This is a genomic window from Streptomyces sp. NPDC052016 (assembly GCF_044548445.1).
GTDB lineage: Bacteria > Actinomycetota > Actinomycetes > Streptomycetales > Streptomycetaceae > Streptomyces.
The window spans coordinates 81510-98753 of the sequence record NZ_JBIUBX010000018.1; the positions used below are offsets into that span (position 1 = coordinate 81510).

A 17244-nucleotide genomic window follows, 5' to 3' on the forward strand; every position below is an offset into this window, starting at 1 on the left:
ACTCAGATGTCGAGGAAGCGGACGTCTTTGGCGTTGCGCTGGATGAACGCGCGGCGGGCCTCTACGTCCTCGCCCATCAGGACCGAGAACAGGTCGTCGGCCTGGGCGGCGTCGTCGAGGGTGACCTGGCCCAGCACCCGGTGCTCCTGGTCCATCGTCGTCACGCGCAGCTCCTCGGCGTTCATCTCGCCGAGACCCTTGAAGCGCTGGATCGAGTCCTCGCGGACGCGCTTGCCGCGCTGCCGGCCCATCTCGATCAGCGCGTCGCGCTCGCGGTCGGAATAGGCGTACTCGATGTCGTCCCGGCCCCACTTGATCTTGTACAGCGGGGGGCGGGAGAGGTACACGTGCCCGGCCTCGACCAGCGGCCGCATGAAGCGGAACAGGAAGGTCAGCAGCAGGGTGCTGATGTGCTGGCCGTCGACGTCGGCGTCCGCCATCAGGATGATCTTGTGGTAGCGGAGCTTCTCGATGTCGAAGTCCTCGTGCACGCCCGTGCCGAAGGCGGAGATCAGCGCCTGGATCTCCTGGTTCTGCAGGATCTTGTCGATCCTGGCCTTCTCGACGTTGAGGATCTTGCCGCGGATCGGGAGGATCGCCTGGTACTGCGGGTTGCGGCCGGACTTGGCCGAACCGCCGGCGGAGTCACCCTCGACGATGAAGATCTCGCACTTGGTGGGGTCGTTGGACTGGCAGTCGGAGAGCTTGCCCGGCAGGGACGCCGACTCCAGCAGACCCTTACGGCGCGTCAGGTCACGGGCCTTGCGGGCCGCCACGCGCGCGGTGGCCGCCTGGATGCCCTTGCGGACGATGTCCGCGGCCTCGACCGGGTTGCGGTCCAGCCAGTCGTTGAGGTGCTCGTAGACCGCCTTCTGGACGAAGGTCTTCGCCTCGGTGTTGCCCAGCTTGGTCTTGGTCTGGCCCTCGAACTGGGGCTCGCTCAGCTTGACCGAGATGATCGCGGTCAGACCCTCGCGGATGTCGTCGCCCGTGAGGTTGTCGTCCTTCTCCCGCAGCAGCTTCTTGTCGCGCGCGTACTTGTTGATCAGGTTCGTCAGCGCGGCGCGGAAGCCCTCTTCGTGCGTGCCGCCCTCGTGCGTGTGGATGATGTTGGCGAAGGAGTAGACACCCTCGGTGTAGCCGCCGTTCCACTGCATCGCGACCTCGAGGGACAGGCTCCGGTCCTTGTCCTCGGCCTCCAGGTCGATGACGGAGGGGTGCACCACGTCCCCCTTGCGGGAGTTGAGGTACTTCACGAAGTCGACGATGCCGCCCTCGTAGTGGTACGTGACGGTCTTGACCTCGTCCTTCTCGTCCGCACCGGCCTCGTCGGCACCGGTCACGGCCTTCGCCGACTCGCGCTCGTCGGTGAGTTTGATCGTCAAACCCTTGTTGAGGAACGCCATCTCCTGGAAGCGCCGCGACAGCGTCTCGAAGGAGTAGTCGGTGGTCTCGAAGATGTCGCCGTCGGCCCAGAAGGTGACCGAGGTCCCGGTCTCGTCCGTGGCCTCGTGCTTGGCCAGGGGGGCCGTCGGGACGCCCATCTTGTAGTCCTGCGTCCAGCGGTGGCCGTCGGTCTTCACCTCGACGGAGACCTTGCTGGACAGGGCGTTCACGACCGAGACGCCGACGCCGTGCAGACCACCGGAGACCGCGTAGCCGCCGCCGCCGAACTTGCCGCCCGCGTGGAGCACGGTCAGCACGACCTCGACGGCCGGCTTGCCCTCGGACGGGACGATGCCCACCGGGATGCCACGGCCGTTGTCGACGACGCGGACGCCGCCGTCGGCGAGGATCGTCACCTCGATCGTGTCCGCGTGCCCGGCGAGCGCCTCGTCGACGGAGTTGTCGACGACCTCGTACACGAGGTGGTGCAGGCCGCGCTCACCGGTGGAACCGATGTACATACCGGGTCGCTTGCGGACCGCGTCCAGACCCTCGAGGACGGTGATGGCACTGGCGTCGTACGAGGCGGTGACCTCGCCGTTGGAGGTGATCGCCTCGCTGGTCACGCCTGCGTCGGTGGACGGGATGTTCTCGTTGGGGTTGCCGGAATCGGCCACGAAGCGCCCTTTCTGGCACAGCACGAGCCGAGCTCGTCGGCGGGTTGCCGGAGCGGCTGCGGCATGTTGCGTTGGTAAGCCTTGATCAGCGTTGCTCAGCTTTTCCCGGGCGGTCCCCACGTTGGGGGCGGGATTGGCTTCCAGTCTACCGGTAGCGCTGACAGTGATGGGGGTTTGCCGGTACCTGAGTCCGCATGTGCCGCCCTCAACCGGTCTCGGCCGGGTCCCCATATACGGAGCGGGGCTCCAAGAGGCTCACAGAGGCACTCAGCGCTTCTGGGTGTCAACCCTTGGCTACTGCGGAGTCAGTTCCGGATTCGCAACCGCGTGCGAGCACGGAGGAAGCGTCGAACGGCGGCCGGACAAGCACCGAACGACGCCTCCCGAGGGCCTGCAAGGCACCTCTCGAGAGCCCTCGAGGCGCCTTCCCGTGGCCCCGTAAAAGGAGGGCCGGAACGGTACGAAGGGACCGTTCCGGCCTGGAAGACGTGACGTATGTCACCCATAGGTGTCGCCGGGACCCCTGCTGCCCGGAGCGCGCAGGGGGCCGTAGCGACGGGCGGGCCCGCCGGGCCCCTGGACCTTGATCTGCCGCACCCTGCCCTGCCCGAGGTCCTCGTTCAGGCGCGCCACCAGGGTCGGGGCGAGCAGGCGCAGGTTGGTCGCCCAGGCCGTGGAGTCGCAGCGCACGACCAGGACGCGCTCGTCCTCGTCGTACCGCTCCGGCACGCAGTGCTTGGCCACGTCCTCGCCGACGATCTGCGGCCAGCGGCCCATCACCCCGCCGACCGCGGCCGGCGCCTCCCAGCCGCGCTCGGTGAGCAGCCGGTTGATCGCCGCGCCGAGCGCCATGGGGTCGCGGCCGTCCGCACGCGCGCCCGAGCGCAGGCCGCCCCCGCGCCGCGCCTGCTTCTTCTGCTGTGCCGCGTCTCCCCGCGCGCGTGCCTGTTCGCGGGCCGCCCGGAGCGTCACGCGCGCGAGGTCGACGCCGGAGGGCTCGGTCGTCCTCTTGGGTTCCTGGTCGGTCATACGCGTTCCACCGTCCCGTCCGACACGGCGTACCGCGCACCCGTCAGCACATGCGGTACGTCGTCGTCGACCGCGGCCGTCACCAGGACCTGCTCTCCGGGCGCGACCAGCTCTGCCAGCCGCTCACGGCGCCGGGCGTCCAGCTCGGCGAAGACGTCGTCGAGGATCAGCACGGGCTCGTTGCCCTCGGCGCGCAGCAGGTCGTACGAGGCCAGCCGCAGGGCGAGCGCGTAGGACCAGGACTCGCCGTGGGAGGCGTAACCCTTGGCCGGCAGCTCACCGAGTTTGAGGACCAGATCGTCCCGGTGCGGGCCCGCGAGGGTGACGCCCCGCTCGATCTCCTGCTTCCGGGCGTCGGCGAGCGCGGCCATCAGCTGTTCGTAGAGGTGTTCGCGGGTGTGCGCCTCACCCGGCGCCGACGGCTTGTACTCCAGGGCGACCGGCCCGCCGCCGGGGGCCAGCTGTTCGTACGCCTTGTCGGCCAGCGGCTGGATCGCCGCCACCAGGTCGAGCCGCTGGGCGAGCAGTTCGGCGCCCACGCGCGCGAGGTGCTGGTCCCACACGTCTAGCGTGGACAGATCCATGGAACGGCCGCCGTGGCGACGGGCCAGCGCGGCCGACTTCAGCAGGGTGTTGCGCTGCTTCAGCACCCGCTCGTAGTCGGAGCGCACTCCGGCCATGCGCGGGGAGCGCGCGGTGATGAGCTCGTCGAGGAAGCGGCGCCGCTCCCCGGGGTCGCCCTTCACCAGGGCGAGGTCCTCGGGCGCGAACAGCACGGTCCGTACGATGCCCAGCACGTCACGCGGCCTGACCTGCGAGGACCTGTTGATGCGGGCGCGGTTGGCCTTGCCGGGGTTCAGCTCCAGTTCGACCAGTTGCTGCCGGTCGCCCTGGCGGACCTGCGCCCGGATCACCGCGCGGTCGGCACCCATGCGCACGAGGGGCGCGTCGGAGGCGACGCGGTGGCTCCCGAGGGTGGCGAGGTAGCCGACGGCCTCGACGAGGTTCGTCTTGCCCTGCCCGTTCGGGCCGACGAAGGCCGTGACGCCCGGGTCGAGCGGGACTTCGACCCGGGCGTAGGAGCGGAAGTCGGCCAGCGACAGATGCGTGACGTGCATGGTCGTTTCGCCGACCTCCCCCAGGGTTGTGGACCGCCGGGCGGCCCTGTGGACTACTTCTTCTCGACCGCGTGGCCGCCGAACTGGTTGCGCAGCGCCGCGATCATCTTCATCTGCGGCGAGTCCTCCTGACGGGAGGCGAACCGCGCGAACAGGGACGCGGTGATCGCCGGGAGCGGTACCGCGTTGTCGATGGCGGCTTCCACCGTCCAGCGGCCCTCGCCGGAGTCCTGTGCGTAACCGCGCAGCTTGTCCAGGTGCTCGTCCTCGTCGAGGGCGTTGACCGCGAGGTCCAGCAGCCAGGAACGGATGACCGTGCCCTCCTGCCAGGAGCGGAACACCTCGCGCACGTCGGTGACCGAGTCGACCTTCTCCAGGAGCTCCCAGCCCTCGGCGTAGGCCTGCATCATGGCGTACTCGATGCCGTTGTGGACCATCTTCGCGAAGTGGCCCGCGCCGACCTTGCCGGCGTGCACGGAGCCGAAGTCGCCCTCGGGCTTGAGCGCGTCGAAGATCGGCTGCACCTTGGCGACGTTCTCCGCGTCGCCGCCGTACATCAGGGCGTAGCCGTTCTCCAGGCCCCAGACGCCGCCGGAGACGCCGCAGTCGACGAAGCCGATGCCCTTGGCCGCCAGCTCCTCGGCGTGCTTCTCGTCGTCCGTCCAGCGGGAGTTGCCGCCGTCCACGACGACGTCACCGGGCTCGAGCAGCTCGGCGAGCTCGTCGATGGTCGACTGGGTGGGGGCACCGGCCGGGACCATCACCCATACGACGCGCGGGCCCCTGAGCTTGCCCACAAGCTCGGAGAGGCTGTGGACATCGGCGAGGTCCGGGTTGCGGTCGTATCCGATGACGGTGTGGCCTGCGCGGCGAATCCGCTCGCGCATGTTGCCGCCCATCTTGCCGAGGCCGACGAGACCGAGCTCCATCAGTTGTTCCTTAGGTCGCTGTGTGGCATGTGGGGCACCTTCGTACCCATGTCCGAGCCTAAACCCGGACGCTCACGCACACCTGTGGGCATACGCGCTCAGACGTACGGTCCCACCTGCGGGTTTCCCCACAGGCCGGGCCACTTTCTCCACGGCCTGTGGACAACCCTCGACGGCTCGGCCGGTCAGCCGCTCAGGCGCACCGGCATGATCAGGTACTTGTAGGCCTCGTCCGCCTCGGCGTCCACCGCCGGCTTGCCGCTGAGCAGCGCGGGCTTCGTGGACGTCGTGAAGGACAGCTGGGCCACCGGGGAGTCGATGGCGCTCAGGCCGTCCAGCAGGAAGGTCGGGTTGAAGGCGATGGAGATGTCGTCGCCCTCGAGCTGGGCGTCGACCCTTTCCACAGCCTGTGCGTCGTCGCTGGACCCGGCCTCCAGGATGAGCACGCCCTGCTCGAAGCTGAGCCGCACCGGAGTGTTGCGCTCGGCGACCAGCGCCACGCGCTTGACGGCCTCCACGAAGGGCGCGGTCTCGATGACGGCGATGCTGTTGAACTCGGTCGGGAACAGCGTGCGGTACTTCGGGAGGTCGCCCTCCAGCAGACGCGTCGTCGTCCGCCGGCCGGCGCCCTCGAAACCGATCAGGCCCTCACCCGAGCCTGAGCCGGACAGCGCGAGCGTGACGCTGTCGCCACTGGTCAGCGCCTTGGCGGTGTCCAGGAGCGTCTTGGCGGGCACCAGGGCGACCGCGGACGCCTCCGGGTTCTCCGGCTTCCACAGGAACTCGCGGACCGCGAAGCGGTAGCGGTCGGTGGAGGCCAGCGTGACGGTGTCGCCCTCGATCTCGATGCGCACACCGGTCAGGACGGGCAGCGTGTCGTCACGGCCGGCGGCGATGGCGACCTGGGCGGCCGCGGAGGCGAAGACCTCACCGGGGACCGTGCCCGTGGCGTTCGGCATCTGCGGCAGCGACGGGTACTCCTCCACAGGCAGGGTGTGGAGGGTGAAGCGGGACGAGCCGCAGACCACCGTCGCCCGTACACCGTCTGTGGAAATCTCCACCGGACGGTTGGGGAGGGCGCGGCAGATGTCCGCGAGCAGGCGGCCGGAGACGAGGACGGTGCCCTCCTCCTCGACCTCGGCCTCCACCGACACGCGCGCGGAGACCTCGTAGTCGAAGCTGGAGAGGCTGAGGGCTCCGTCCTCGGCCTTCAGCAGGAGGCCGGCGAGGACAGGCGCCGGCGGACGGGCCGGGAGGCTGCGCGCCGCCCAGGCAACTGCCTCCGCGAGTACGTCGCGTTCCACCCGGATCTTCACTCTTGCCGCCTCCTGCTGTTGCCGGCGCTTCTCGCCCTGCCTGGCCTTCGTCGTCTGTCTCGGTGTCGTCGGCCCCTGAGAGGGGAAGGACCACCGGGGTCCAGTCTGACGCACCGCACTGACAGTAGGTGCCTCTCGGGGTCAAGTCGTGACGAGGGGCAGCCGGGGGCCGAAGAGCGAGTTGTGCACAGGACCCCCTTCGAAACGGATTCCGGGCTCTCTCTAGTCGGGAGTAGTAGTAGGGCCTGTGGATACCGTGGATAACCGCGTTGTCGCAGCTCAGAGGCGAGATTTTGTCCACGGGCCCTGTGGGCGGAGGCGGTGGACAACCGGGGCGCTCTGTGGAGAACGGAAAGTTCTGCACACCCCGTGCACAGGCTGAGCCGACTTCTCCCCAACGCCGTCCCCAGGTTTACCCGTCTTTCCCACAGCCCAACCCGGCAGCTTCGTGTGACGCCTTTCACTCGACACGGTGAGGAGGCGGATCGCCTTGCCGAACAGTGGACAGGCATGTGGAGAAGCCGACGATCGCTGGGGACAACCCGCCGGACCCTGTGGGTTGCCCGTGGACAACTTCGTGCACAGGGTGTGGATCGTCTCGCTGTCCACAGTCTGTGGAGATCGTTCGTCCACGAATCCACAACCGGCTGACCTGGTCCGATGGTCTTTCAACAGGGTTGCCTGTGGAAACGATCTGGACAACTCCACAGTCCCCAGCCTGTGGAGGGGAAAAAGTCGCCGAATCTGTGGAGAGTGGCCGTAACGCGGCAGCTAATCGAACAGCGGATGACGGGCGGGCTCCGCCGCCGACGCGGGGCGGACACCTGCGCGGCGCCGGACAGGGCTCCTCGGAGGTGCCGCTGCGCACCTCCCCGGCCGCCAGTACGCCTTGCCCGGCCGCCGAGTACGCCTTCCCCGGGCTGCCGGTACGCCTCGCCCGGATGCGCTTTTCCGCGATCCCGCGCGCGCTCTTTCGACGCTTGGGCGGACATCGGCGGCCGGGTGCCGCGCGGGGGCCGGTGGCGCGTACGCGTGGCTTCTGCGGGCTCCGGGAGCCGGCCTGCTCGGACTCGACCCAAGAAGGACGCCACCCCGGAAGGGCGCCCCTCCGCAGGATGAGGGCGCCCCTTGACGCGAGAAGGGCGCCCCGGGATCACCTCCCGGGACGCCCTCGAAGCGTCACGCGCGTACCGCGGCGGTCAGCCGGCCTTGATGCGGTTGGTCAGCTCGGTCACCTGGTTGTAGATGGAGCGCCGCTCGGCCATCAGATTGCGGATCTTGCGGTCGGCGTGCATCACCGTCGTGTGGTCGCGGCCGCCGAACAGCGCGCCGATCTTCGGCAGCGACAGGTCGGTCAGCTCGCGGCACAGGTACATGGCGATCTGCCGGGCGGTGACCAGGGCGCGGCCGCGCGAGGTGCCGCACAGGTCCTCGACCGTGAGCCCGAAGTAGTCGGCGGTCGCACTCATGATGGCCGTCGACGTGATCTCGGGCGCCGAGTCCTCGCCGCCGGGGATCAGGTCCTTCAGGACGATCTCCGTCAGTCCCAGGTCGACCGGCTGCCGATTGAGCGAGGCGAAGGCCGTCACCCGGATCAGGGCGCCCTCCAGCTCACGGATGTTCCGCGAGATCCGCGAGGCGATGAACTCCAGAACCTCCGGCGGGGCGTTGAGCTGCTCCTGGACCGCCTTCTTCCGGAGGATCGCGATACGCGTCTCCAGCTCCGGCGGCTGGACGTCGGTGATCAGTCCCCACTCGAAACGGTTCCGCAGCCGGTCCTCCAGCGTCACCAGCTGCTTGGGCGGCCGGTCGCTGGACAGCACGATCTGCTTGTTGGCGTTGTGGAGCGTGTTGAAGGTGTGGAAGAACTCCTCCTGCGTCGACTCCTTGTCCGCGAGGAACTGGATGTCGTCGACCAGCAGGATGTCCATCTCCCGGTACCGCTTGCGGAAGCTGTCGCCCTTGCCGTCGCGGATGGAGTTGATGAACTCGTTCGTGAACTCCTCCGAGCTCACGTACCGCACGCGCGTACCCGGATAGAGGCTGCGCGCGTAGTGCCCGATCGCGTGCAGCAGGTGCGTCTTGCCGAGCCCCGACTCCCCATAGATGAAGAGGGGGTTGTACGCCTTCGCCGGCGCCTCGGCGACGGCGACCGCGGCCGCGTGCGCGAAGCGGTTGGACGCGCCGATGACGAACGTGTCGAAGAGGTACTTCGGGTTCAGTCGCGCGGTCGGCTCACCGGGACCGCTCGCCGCCGACGGCGAGGCCGGCGATCCGGGCCCGCCGGCGCCGGGCTGACCGGGACCGGCCGGGCCGCCACGGTGGGGGTGCCCGCCGGACGGAGGTTCGGGCAGCTCGCGCCGGGAGGGGTCCCGCTGGTCGTAGTCGGGACGCGACGGTTCGTAGTCGGAGCGCTTCTGGTCGTACGGCGACGGGTCGTAGGCCGGTCGGTCCATCGGCTGCGGGCGGTAGTCCTGCCCGTGCGGGCCGCCGTAGGAGTCCTGCGACGGGGACGCGTAGGGGTCGCGCTCGGGGAAGCCGAGGCGCTGCTGCTGCCAGCCGTACTCGTCCTGGCCCGGCCGCGGCCAGGCGCCCGGCTCGGGGCGCTGGTACTCCGAGGGGTACGCCGGCCGGGCGGTGGGCAGCTGGTCCTGGCGGGAGCCCGGGTCGCCGGAGGGCGCCTGCAGGTGGTCGGCGCGGTGACGGCCGTAGCCCTCGTACTGGCTGTCGTACGGCTTGTCGTACTGGCCGTCGTACGGGCCGGACGGGAGTTCCGGCTCCTCGTAGCGCGGCGGGGCCGGGGGCGCCGACGGCTCGCCCGCGGAGTCGTCGACGGTGATCGCGATACGGATCGGGCGGCCGCACTCACGGCTCAGGGTCTCGCTGACGATCGGGGCGAGACGGCCCTCCAGCACGCCCTTCGCGAACTCGTTCGGTACGGCGAGCAGGGCGGTGTCGGCCACCAGCGCCAACGGCTGGCAGCGCCGGATCCAGTGCTCGTCCTTCGCCTCGACGCCTTGCCCGCGGCCCTCGCCGAGGAGTTGCTCCAGTACGCGTGGCCACACTGCGGCAAGATCGGCAGGTACGTCAGCCACAGGGCACGCTCTCTCACAGGTCCCACGAACGTGTGACGGTGGGACGGGTCGGTTTCACATCGGGTGGGGACAGGGACACGGGAACGATTCGGAGTCCAGCCACGGTAGTCAGGGCGGCGGGTGCGGTTCAAGTTGTTGTCCCCAGCCTGTGGATAGTGTCCCTCAGCGGGCGTTGGTTTGACCGGATGGCCCAGCCCCGCGTACCGTAACCAGGTCGAGTTGTCGATGGCTGCTGCCGCCTGCCTCCGATGGGCACAGATCGCGTCAGGTGATCGGGAAGCGGTGCACTGGGGCGTAACGCGAGCTACTCGTGGGCGCACGGTGACAGCCAGGACGGCACCCCGCCACTACCGATTGATTTCTGGAGCCCCCGAGTGAGCAAGCGCACCTTCCAGCCGAACAACCGTCGTCGCGCGAAGACCCACGGCTTCCGGCTGCGTATGCGCACCCGTGCCGGCCGCGCGATCCTCGCGTCCCGCCGTAGCAAGGGTCGCGCCCGTCTGTCCGCCTGATCCCGGTCAGGTCATGCCGTCGTGCTGCCCACCGAGAACCGGCTGAGGCGGCGCGAGGACTTCGCGACCGCGGTACGACGGGGTCGTCGGGCCGGACGCCCGACTCTCGTCGTCCATCTTCGTAGCGGTACCACGGACCCGCACGCGCCTGGGGAGAGCGCTCCCTCGACGCGTGCGGGTTTCGTCGTGAGCAAGGCCGTGGGCGGTGCGGTCGTGCGCAACACGGTGAAGCGCAGACTGCGTCACCTGATGCGCGATCGAGTCGCCCTGTTTCCCCCCGGTAGCCTGGTAGTCGTACGGGCGCTGCCCGGTGCGGGCGACGCCGACCACGCACAGCTGGCCCAAGACCTTGATGCCGCCCTTCAACGGCTGCTCGGAGGGGGCGCGCGATGAAGTACCCGCTGCTGGCCCTGATCAAGCTCTACCAGTGGACGATCAGTCCACTGCTGGGGCCGGTGTGCAAGTACTACCCGTCGTGCTCCCACTACGGCTACACGGCCATCGACCGGCACGGCGCGATCAAGGGAACAGCCCTCACCGCCTGGCGCATCCTGCGGTGCAACCCGTGGTCGCTGGGCGGCGTGGACCACGTCCCGCCGCGCAAGCGACCACGGTGGCACGAGATGCTGCGCGACGCCTGGCGCGCACGCAAGGGCGGGACCTCCGCCGCCGAAACGGCCATCGAAGAGAATCGACCTTCGAGCCCGGCCGCAGAGACCCCGTCCCATGCCCAAGGAGCATGATTAGTGGACACGATTGCCAGCCTCTTCAGTTTCATCACCACACCCGTCTCCTGGGTCATCGTCCAGTTCCACACGGTGTACGGCGCCCTCTTCGGCCCCGACACGGGGTGGGCCTGGGGCCTGTCCATCGTGTCCCTGGTGATCGTGATCCGGATCTGCCTGATCCCGCTCTTCGTGAAGCAGATCAAGGCGACGCGGGCCATGCAGACGCTCCAGCCGGAGATGAAGAAGATCCAGGAGCGCTACAAGAACGACCGGCAGCGTCAGTCCGAAGAGATGATGAAGCTGTACAAGGACACGGGCACCAACCCGCTGTCCTCGTGCCTTCCCATCCTGGCGCAGTCACCGTTCTTCTTCGCCCTGTACCACGTGCTCAACAGCATCGCGAACGGTGACACCGTCGGCGTCATCAACCAGAGCCTGCTGGAGAGCGCGCAGAAGGCACACATCTTCGGTGCCCCGCTCGCTGCGACGTTCACCGACAGCGCCTCCGAGGCGTCGGCCCTGGACGCCTCGATCACGACCGTCCGCATCGTCACCGCGGTCATGATCGTCCTCATGTCGCTGTCGCAGTTCTACACGCAGCGCCAGCTGATGACGAAGAACGTCGACACCACGGTGAAGACGCCGTTCATGCAGCAGCAGAAGATGCTGATGTACATCTTCCCGGTCATGTTCGCCGTCTTCGGCATCAATTTCCCGGTCGGTGTCCTCGTCTACTGGCTGACCACCAACGTGTGGACCATGGGCCAGCAGATGTACGTCATCCGCAACAACCCGACCCCGGGTTCCAAGGCCCAGGCCGCCTACCTGGAGCGCCTGCACAAGAGCGTCACGCACCACGGCAAGACCCGTGGCCGCGGCGAGAAGGCCATCGTCAAGGCCATCGTGGCCAAGGGCCGCGACCGCAACGAGTACGAGCGCAAGTTCATCAACGGCCTGAGCAAGGCGGGCCTCGCGGCCCAGCCCGACGGCACCGTGATCAAGAGCGACGTCCCGACGGTCGCCCAGACCGAGGACGGTACGCCCATCACGGCCGCCGCCGCCAAGAGGCAGCAGCCGAAGCGGCAGTCCAAGTCCCAGCGCCAGACCGGCCCCAAGGCGGCCGGTGAGACCACCTCGCTCACCAAGTCCGACGCTCCGCAGGACGCCAAGCCCGCCGGGGCGGCGAAGTCCGGCAGCGGTACCCGCAGCAAGGCCCAGTCCGGGCAGCGCAAGGGCGGCCCGCAGCGCCCCAAGTCCCCGTCCAAGAAGTAAGAAGGAGCCCATCCCGTGACGGAAGGCACCACCTCCGCCGCCGCCGAAGGTGCAGACACCCTGACCCGCCTGGAGCAGGAGGGCGAGATCGCGGCGGACTACCTCGAGGGTCTGCTGGACATCGCCGATCTCGACGGCGACATCGACATGGACGTCGAGGCCGACCGTGCCTCTGTGTCGATCATCAGCGACACGGGCAGCCGCGACCTGCAGAAGCTGGTCGGCCGGGACGGCGAGGTGCTGGAGGCGCTGCAGGAGCTGACGCGTCTGGCCGTCCACCGGGAGACCGGCGACCGCAGCCGGCTGATGCTGGACGTCGCCGGCTACCGCGCCAAGAAGCGCACCGAGCTCTCCGAGCTGGGCGCCAAGGCCGCGGCCGATGCGAAGAACAGCGGTGAGCCGGTGAAGCTCAAGCCGATGACCCCCTTCGAGCGCAAGGTCGTCCACGACGCGGTCAAGGCGGCCGGCCTGCGCAGTGAGTCCGAGGGCGAGGAGCCGCAGCGCTTCGTCGTCGTGCTCCCCAACTGATTCGGTACGTACGTTCCTCCGGCCCCGTCTGTTGCGCAGGCGGGGCCGGTCTTTGTCAGCCTGGTAGTTCTGGTGGTCGGCGCCGAAGGCGCCGATGCGGTACGGAAGGACGGTCCCCGTGACGGAGGCAGCGGAGCTCCCCCCTGCGCCCGAGCAGGCACGCGAGGTATTCGGTGATCGCTTCGCTGATGCGGTCCGCTATGCCGAGCTCCTGGCCGAAGCAGGTGTGCAGCGCGGGCTCATCGGCCCTCGGGAGGTTCCCCGCCTCTGGGAGCGGCACATCCTGAACTGTGCGGTGCTCTCCGAGGCCGTACCCGAGGACGTGACGGTGTGCGACGTCGGCTCCGGTGCCGGCCTGCCCGGAATTCCCCTCGCGCTCGTCCGCGAGGATCTGAAGATCACCCTCCTCGAGCCCCTCCTGCGACGCACCAACTTCCTCACCGAGGTCGTGGAACTCCTCGGTTTGGACCACGTGACCGTCGTCCGAGGCCGTGCCGAGGAGGTCATGGGCAAGATGCCGCCGGTCCATGTGGTGACCGCCCGGGCGGTGGCGCCGCTGGACCGCCTGGCCACCTGGGGCATCCCGCTGCTGCGCCCCTACGGCGAGATGCTCGCGCTCAAGGGAGACACCGCCGAGGAGGAGCTGAAGAGCGCCGCCACCGCACTGAGCAAGCTTGGCGCGGTGAGCACGTCGATTCTTCACGTGGGCGAAGGTGTGGTCGACCCTCTCTCCACGGTCGTCCGCGTCGAAGTCGGGGAGAGCCCCGGTGGTGTGCGGTTCGCCGCCAAGCGAGCCAAGGCGGCCCGCACGGGGCGTTCCCGCCGTCGCCGCTGAGTCGGCCTGAACAGCGGCCGTACTCCACACAAGCTGCCAAACCCACGCAGGACGGAGTGTCGCGACAGTTCGGCCGTGGGCGCTGTGCATCGTGTTTCACGTGAAACGTCGCTCACTGCTACACGGCATCATCAGCCGGGGCCGCGCCGCGGCCGAACCCCGTGACCGCAAGCCTCTCGGGTCACTCGACAAGGGACCGGAGTTGTCCACAGAGGTGGGTTTCTCCACAGAAGACCAGGGCTCACTGGTTCACGACCCCGAAGACATGGGAGGCTCTGTTCATTGCGAGCCTGAAGTCGAGGAGAGTGAATCCTTGCGGTCCGACGCCAACATCGCGGGACCGATGACCGATCCGGTCCCCGGTCCCCGTACCGAGTCGATGGGGGAGGATGTTTCACGTGAAACACCGCCCCCGATGGACGACACTCCGATCGGTCGTGCGGCCCAACTGGCGGTGGAGGCACTAGGCCGCGCCGGCGAGGGCCTGCCACGGCCCGAACAGACCCGTGTCATTGTGGTAGCCAACCAGAAGGGTGGCGTGGGCAAGACGACGACGACCGTCAACCTTGCTGCGTCCCTGGCCCTGCATGGTGCCCGTGTCCTGGTGGTCGACCTCGACCCGCAGGGCAACGCGTCCACCGCTCTGGGGATCGACCATCACGCGGAAGTGCCGTCCATCTACGACGTGTTGGTCGAAAGCCGTCCGCTCGCGGAAGTCGTTCAGCCCGTACCCGACGTCGAGGGCCTCTTCTGCGCTCCGGCCACCATCGATCTCGCCGGTGCGGAGATCGAGCTGGTCTCGCTGGTGGCGCGTGAGAGCCGGCTGCAGCGAGCGATCCAGGCGTACGAACAGCCGCTGGACTATGTCCTCATCGACTGCCCGCCCTCGCTCGGTCTGCTGACGGTCAACGCACTGGTGGCGGGCCAGGAGGTACTCATCCCGATCCAGTGTGAGTACTACGCGCTGGAGGGCCTGGGTCAGCTGCTGCGCAACGTCGACCTGGTGCGGGGGCACCTCAACCCCGCACTCCATGTGTCGACCATCCTGCTCACCATGTACGACGGCCGGACGCGTCTCGCGTCTCAGGTCGCGGAGGAGGTGCGCACCCACTTCGGTGACGAGGTGCTGCGGACGAGCATTCCCCGCTCCGTCCGTATTTCCGAGGCGCCGAGCTATGGGCAGACGGTACTGACTTACGATCCTGGATCGAGTGGTGCCCTCTCCTACCTTGAGGCCGCCCGAGAGATCGCGCTGAGGGGCCTGGGCGTCAGTTACGACGCCACCCACGCCCATATCGGCGCCCAGAACAACCCAAGCATGGTGGAGGGGATCCAGTGAGTGAGCGACGGAGGGGGCTAGGTCGTGGTCTTGGTGCACTGATCCCTGCTGCCCCGACCGAGAAGACGCCGGCTTCGGCCGCGTTGGGAGGTGCGGCCTCGGCCTCCCCCGCAGCGGTTCCGCAGCTGACGACCGACCGCGGAGTGGCTGCGGCGAAGGTGGCGACGCTTCCTGTTTCACGTGAAACCGAGGAGACGTCGGCGAGCGGCCCTGTGGAGACGCCCGCGCCTCCCCTGGGCGCTCACTTCGCCGAGATCCCTCTCGACGCCATCACGCCAAACCCGCGGCAGCCGCGCGAGGTCTTCGACGAGGACGCGCTGCACGAGCTGATCACCTCCATCAAGGAAGTCGGTCTTCTCCAGCCCGTGGTGGTGCGGCAGCTGGGCCCCGCACGCTACGAACTCATCATGGGCGAGCGGCGCTGGCGGGCCTGCCGTGAGGCGGGCCTGGAGGCGATCCCCGCGATCGTGCGGGCCACCGAGGACGAGAAGCTGCTCCTGGACGCCCTGCTGGAGAACCTCCACCGGGCTCAACTGAACCCTCTGGAAGAGGCAGCCGCCTACGACCAGCTTCTCAAGGACTTCAACTGCACCCACGACCAGCTGGCGGACCGCATCGGTCGGTCTCGCCCGCAGGTCTCCAACACCCTGCGTCTGCTGAAGCTCTCGCCGGCGGTCCAGCGTCGGGTCGCGGCGGGGGTTCTCTCCGCCGGCCACGCCCGGGCACTGCTCTCCGTCGAGGACTCGGAGGAGCAGGACCGGCTGGCCCACCGCATCGTGGCCGAGGGGCTCTCGGTGCGGGCCGTCGAGGAGATCGTGACCCTCATGGGCTCGCGGCCGCAGACCCCTCAGCGCTCCAAGGGGCCTCGCGCCGGTGGCCGGGTCTCTCCGGCGCTGTCCGACCTCGCCACCCGGCTCTCGGACCGGTTCGAGACACGCGTCAAGGTCGACCTGGGGCAGAAGAAGGGAAAGATCACCGTCGAGTTCGCCTCCATGGAGGACCTGGAGCGCATCCTCGACACGCTCGCTCCCGGAGAGGGACCTGTTCTTCAGAAGGGTCTCGTCGAAGGCGAGACCGACGGAACGGAAGACTGAGCCCGTCCAACGGGTGGGCTTCCCGTCCCGCCGACCACAAGAGCGAGCCGTGCCCGGTCTGTACCGGGACACGGCTCGCTCTTTGCTTTCATGCAGTATTGATGGAATCGCATCGTGGATACGATGCGTTGGTTATGGCGCATCCACCGGGCAGCACCTCTGAGGGGGAGGCGGGGGCCATGCGAACGATGAGCCGGACCGGATTGGTGAGCGCGGGACTGGGACTGGGCGCGGTCGGAGGCTTCGTCGGCAGCCTGCTCAGGGAACGGAGTGCTCTGACAGCCGCTCGCGACACCGCGGGCGAAGGAAGCGAGGATCAGCCTTCATGGGGCGTCGGCTCGTACCGCTCACGCTGGACAACCTTAAGGACCTTCCCCAGCGCTGCCGCTCGTGCGTCTTCTGGGAACTCGATCCCGTCAGCGGCGAGGCAGCGGTAAAGGCAGGCACAGCCGCCCTCGAGAAAGAAGCCTGGATCTCCGCCGTACTGCTGGACTGGGGTTCCTGCGGCCGGGTCGTGTACGTCGACGACGTCCCCGTCGGCTTCGTGCTGTACGCCCCGCCTGCCTATGCGCCTCGCTCGACGGCCTTTCCGACGAGCCCCGTGTCCCCCGACGCGGTGCAGCTGATGACGGCGTTCATCATGCCGGGGTACCAGGGGCAGGGGCTCGGTCGGGTGATGGTGCAGACAGTCGCCAAGGATCTGCTGCGCAGGGGGTTCAAGGCGATCGAGGCGTTCGGCGACGCCCGATGGAAGGAGCCTGCTTGTCTGCTTCCGGCCGACCATCTGCTGGCGGTGGGCTTCAAGACCGTCCGTCCTCACCCGGCTCACCCTCGACTGAGGCTGGAGCTGCGCACCACGCTCTCCTGGAAGGAAGACGTGGAGATGGCACTCGACCGGTTGCTGGGAGCGGTGCAGAAGGAGCCGGCGCTGCGACCGCTGTGAACGGCTCGGAGACAAACGAATGGGCCAGCCCTTCCGGGCTGGCCCATTCGTGTTTCACGTGAAACATCGGCCTTCGGCGCGATGGCTCAGAGGCACGTCACTCGGCGATGAAGTCCTCGAGGTCGCGGACGATCGCGGCCTTCGGCTTCGCGCCGACGATGGTCTTGGCGACCTCGCCGTTCTGGTAGACGTTCAGGGTCGGGATCGACATGACGCCGTACTTGGCGGCCGTACCCGGGTTCTCGTCGATGTTGAGCTTGACGACCTCGATCTTGTCGCCGTACTCGTTGGCGATCGCCTCGAGGGACGGCGCGATCTGGCGGCACGGACCGCACCAGGCGGCCCAGAAGTCCACCAGGACGGGCTTGTCGCTCTTGAGGACGTCCTGCTCGAAGGAGTCGTCGGTCACGTTCTTCAGGTCGGCCACGGCGGGCTCCTTTAAC

The 17244-nt window shown here is 68.5% G+C and carries 16 protein-coding genes; 9 read left to right on the forward strand and 7 right to left on the reverse strand.

Annotated elements, in window-relative coordinates:
* Positions 1-2 precede the first annotated feature (2 nt).
* The 6 genes from gyrB to dnaA all read right to left on the reverse strand — a co-directional run bounded on the left by gyrB (position 3) and on the right by dnaA (position 9550).
* Positions 3-2063: a DNA topoisomerase (ATP-hydrolyzing) subunit B gene (gene gyrB / locus ACIHAR_RS22930; RefSeq protein ID WP_365469793.1), complete on the reverse strand. Its 2061-nt coding sequence runs from the start codon at positions 2061-2063 to the stop codon at positions 3-5.
* A 498-nt stretch (positions 2064-2561) separates the two neighbouring features.
* Positions 2562-3092, reverse strand: coding sequence for a DUF721 domain-containing protein (locus tag ACIHAR_RS22935; RefSeq protein WP_400021415.1), 531 nt, complete (start codon positions 3090-3092; stop codon positions 2562-2564).
* Positions 3089-4210, reverse strand: a complete 1122-nt coding sequence (recF, locus tag ACIHAR_RS22940) for a DNA replication/repair protein RecF (protein ID WP_400021417.1) — start codon at positions 4208-4210, stop codon at positions 3089-3091. Before recF ends, ACIHAR_RS22935 begins: the two co-directional genes overlap by 4 nt.
* A gap of 53 nt (positions 4211-4263) precedes the next feature.
* Positions 4264-5139 carry a phosphogluconate dehydrogenase (NAD(+)-dependent, decarboxylating) gene (gnd, locus tag ACIHAR_RS22945; RefSeq protein WP_360347316.1) on the reverse strand — a complete coding sequence of 292 codons (876 nt, stop codon included), beginning with the start codon at positions 5137-5139 and terminating at the stop codon, positions 4264-4266.
* Between the two features lie 185 nt (positions 5140-5324).
* On the reverse strand, positions 5325-6455 hold the full coding sequence (gene dnaN, locus ACIHAR_RS22950; protein WP_365469802.1) for a DNA polymerase III subunit beta: 1131 nt from the start codon (positions 6453-6455) through the stop codon (positions 5325-5327).
* Between the two features lie 1199 nt (positions 6456-7654).
* A complete protein-coding gene (dnaA, locus tag ACIHAR_RS22955) occupies positions 7655-9550 on the reverse strand; it encodes a chromosomal replication initiator protein DnaA (protein WP_365469805.1) in 1896 nt (631 codons plus the stop codon).
* A 374-nt stretch (positions 9551-9924) separates the two neighbouring features.
* Here dnaA and rpmH point away from each other — a divergent pair, with 374 nt between their 5' ends.
* From rpmH to ACIHAR_RS23000, 9 genes are all read left to right on the forward strand, one after another.
* Positions 9925-10062, forward strand: a complete 138-nt coding sequence (gene rpmH, locus ACIHAR_RS22960; protein ID WP_003956500.1) for a 50S ribosomal protein L34 — start codon at positions 9925-9927, stop codon at positions 10060-10062.
* Positions 10063-10083: 21 nt separating this feature from the next.
* The gene (rnpA, locus tag ACIHAR_RS22965; protein ID WP_365469808.1) at positions 10084-10455 is read left to right on the forward strand and encodes a ribonuclease P protein component; all 372 of its coding nucleotides are present in this window, start codon (positions 10084-10086) and stop codon (positions 10453-10455) included.
* A complete protein-coding gene (gene yidD / locus ACIHAR_RS22970) occupies positions 10452-10805 on the forward strand; it encodes a membrane protein insertion efficiency factor YidD (protein WP_365469811.1) in 354 nt (117 codons plus the stop codon). Before rnpA ends, yidD begins: the two co-directional genes overlap by 4 nt.
* 3 nt (positions 10806-10808) lie before the next feature.
* Positions 10809-12062 (forward strand): membrane protein insertase YidC, encoded by a 1254-nt coding sequence (gene yidC, locus ACIHAR_RS22975; protein WP_365469814.1) that lies wholly within the window; start codon positions 10809-10811, stop codon positions 12060-12062.
* A gap of 15 nt (positions 12063-12077) precedes the next feature.
* Positions 12078-12590, forward strand: coding sequence for a R3H domain-containing nucleic acid-binding protein (locus ACIHAR_RS22980; protein WP_365469817.1), 513 nt, complete (start codon positions 12078-12080; stop codon positions 12588-12590).
* Between the two features lie 118 nt (positions 12591-12708).
* Entirely contained in the window at positions 12709-13425 is a 717-nt protein-coding gene (rsmG, locus tag ACIHAR_RS22985) for a 16S rRNA (guanine(527)-N(7))-methyltransferase RsmG (protein ID WP_365469820.1), read from the forward strand.
* Positions 13426-13690: 265 nt separating this feature from the next.
* Positions 13691-14764, forward strand: a complete 1074-nt coding sequence (locus ACIHAR_RS22990; protein ID WP_365469881.1) for a ParA family protein — start codon at positions 13691-13693, stop codon at positions 14762-14764.
* Positions 14761-15858 carry a ParB/RepB/Spo0J family partition protein gene (locus ACIHAR_RS22995; protein ID WP_400021423.1) on the forward strand — a complete coding sequence of 366 codons (1098 nt, stop codon included), beginning with the start codon at positions 14761-14763 and terminating at the stop codon, positions 15856-15858. Before ACIHAR_RS22990 ends, ACIHAR_RS22995 begins: the two co-directional genes overlap by 4 nt.
* 325 nt (positions 15859-16183) lie before the next feature.
* A complete protein-coding gene (locus ACIHAR_RS23000) occupies positions 16184-16801 on the forward strand; it encodes a GNAT family N-acetyltransferase (RefSeq protein WP_365469824.1) in 618 nt (205 codons plus the stop codon).
* A gap of 97 nt (positions 16802-16898) precedes the next feature.
* Here the strand turns inward: ACIHAR_RS23000 and trxA are convergent, their stop codons facing one another.
* Positions 16899-17228 carry a thioredoxin gene (gene trxA / locus ACIHAR_RS23005; protein WP_189931557.1) on the reverse strand — a complete coding sequence of 110 codons (330 nt, stop codon included), beginning with the start codon at positions 17226-17228 and terminating at the stop codon, positions 16899-16901.
* Positions 17229-17244 lie beyond the last annotated feature (16 nt).

What these genes read in the sequence shown, in the direction of transcription:
- ACIHAR_RS22935 (WP_400021415.1), bottom strand. Translation starts at nt 3,092, where the DNA reads ATGACCGACCAGGAACCCAAGAGGACGACCGAGCCCTCCGGCGTCGAC.
- recF (WP_400021417.1), bottom strand. Translation starts at nt 4,210, where the DNA reads ATGCACGTCACGCATCTGTCGCTGGCCGACTTCCGCTCCTACGCCCGG.
- gnd (WP_360347316.1), bottom strand. Translation starts at nt 5,139, where the DNA reads ATGGAGCTCGGTCTCGTCGGCCTCGGCAAGATGGGCGGCAACATGCGC.
- yidD (WP_365469811.1), top strand. Translation starts at nt 10,452, where the DNA reads ATGAAGTACCCGCTGCTGGCCCTGATCAAGCTCTACCAGTGGACGATC.
- ACIHAR_RS22990 (WP_365469881.1), top strand. Translation starts at nt 13,691, where the DNA reads ATGGGAGGCTCTGTTCATTGCGAGCCTGAAGTCGAGGAGAGTGAATCC.
- ACIHAR_RS23000 (WP_365469824.1), top strand. Translation starts at nt 16,184, where the DNA reads ATGGGGCGTCGGCTCGTACCGCTCACGCTGGACAACCTTAAGGACCTT.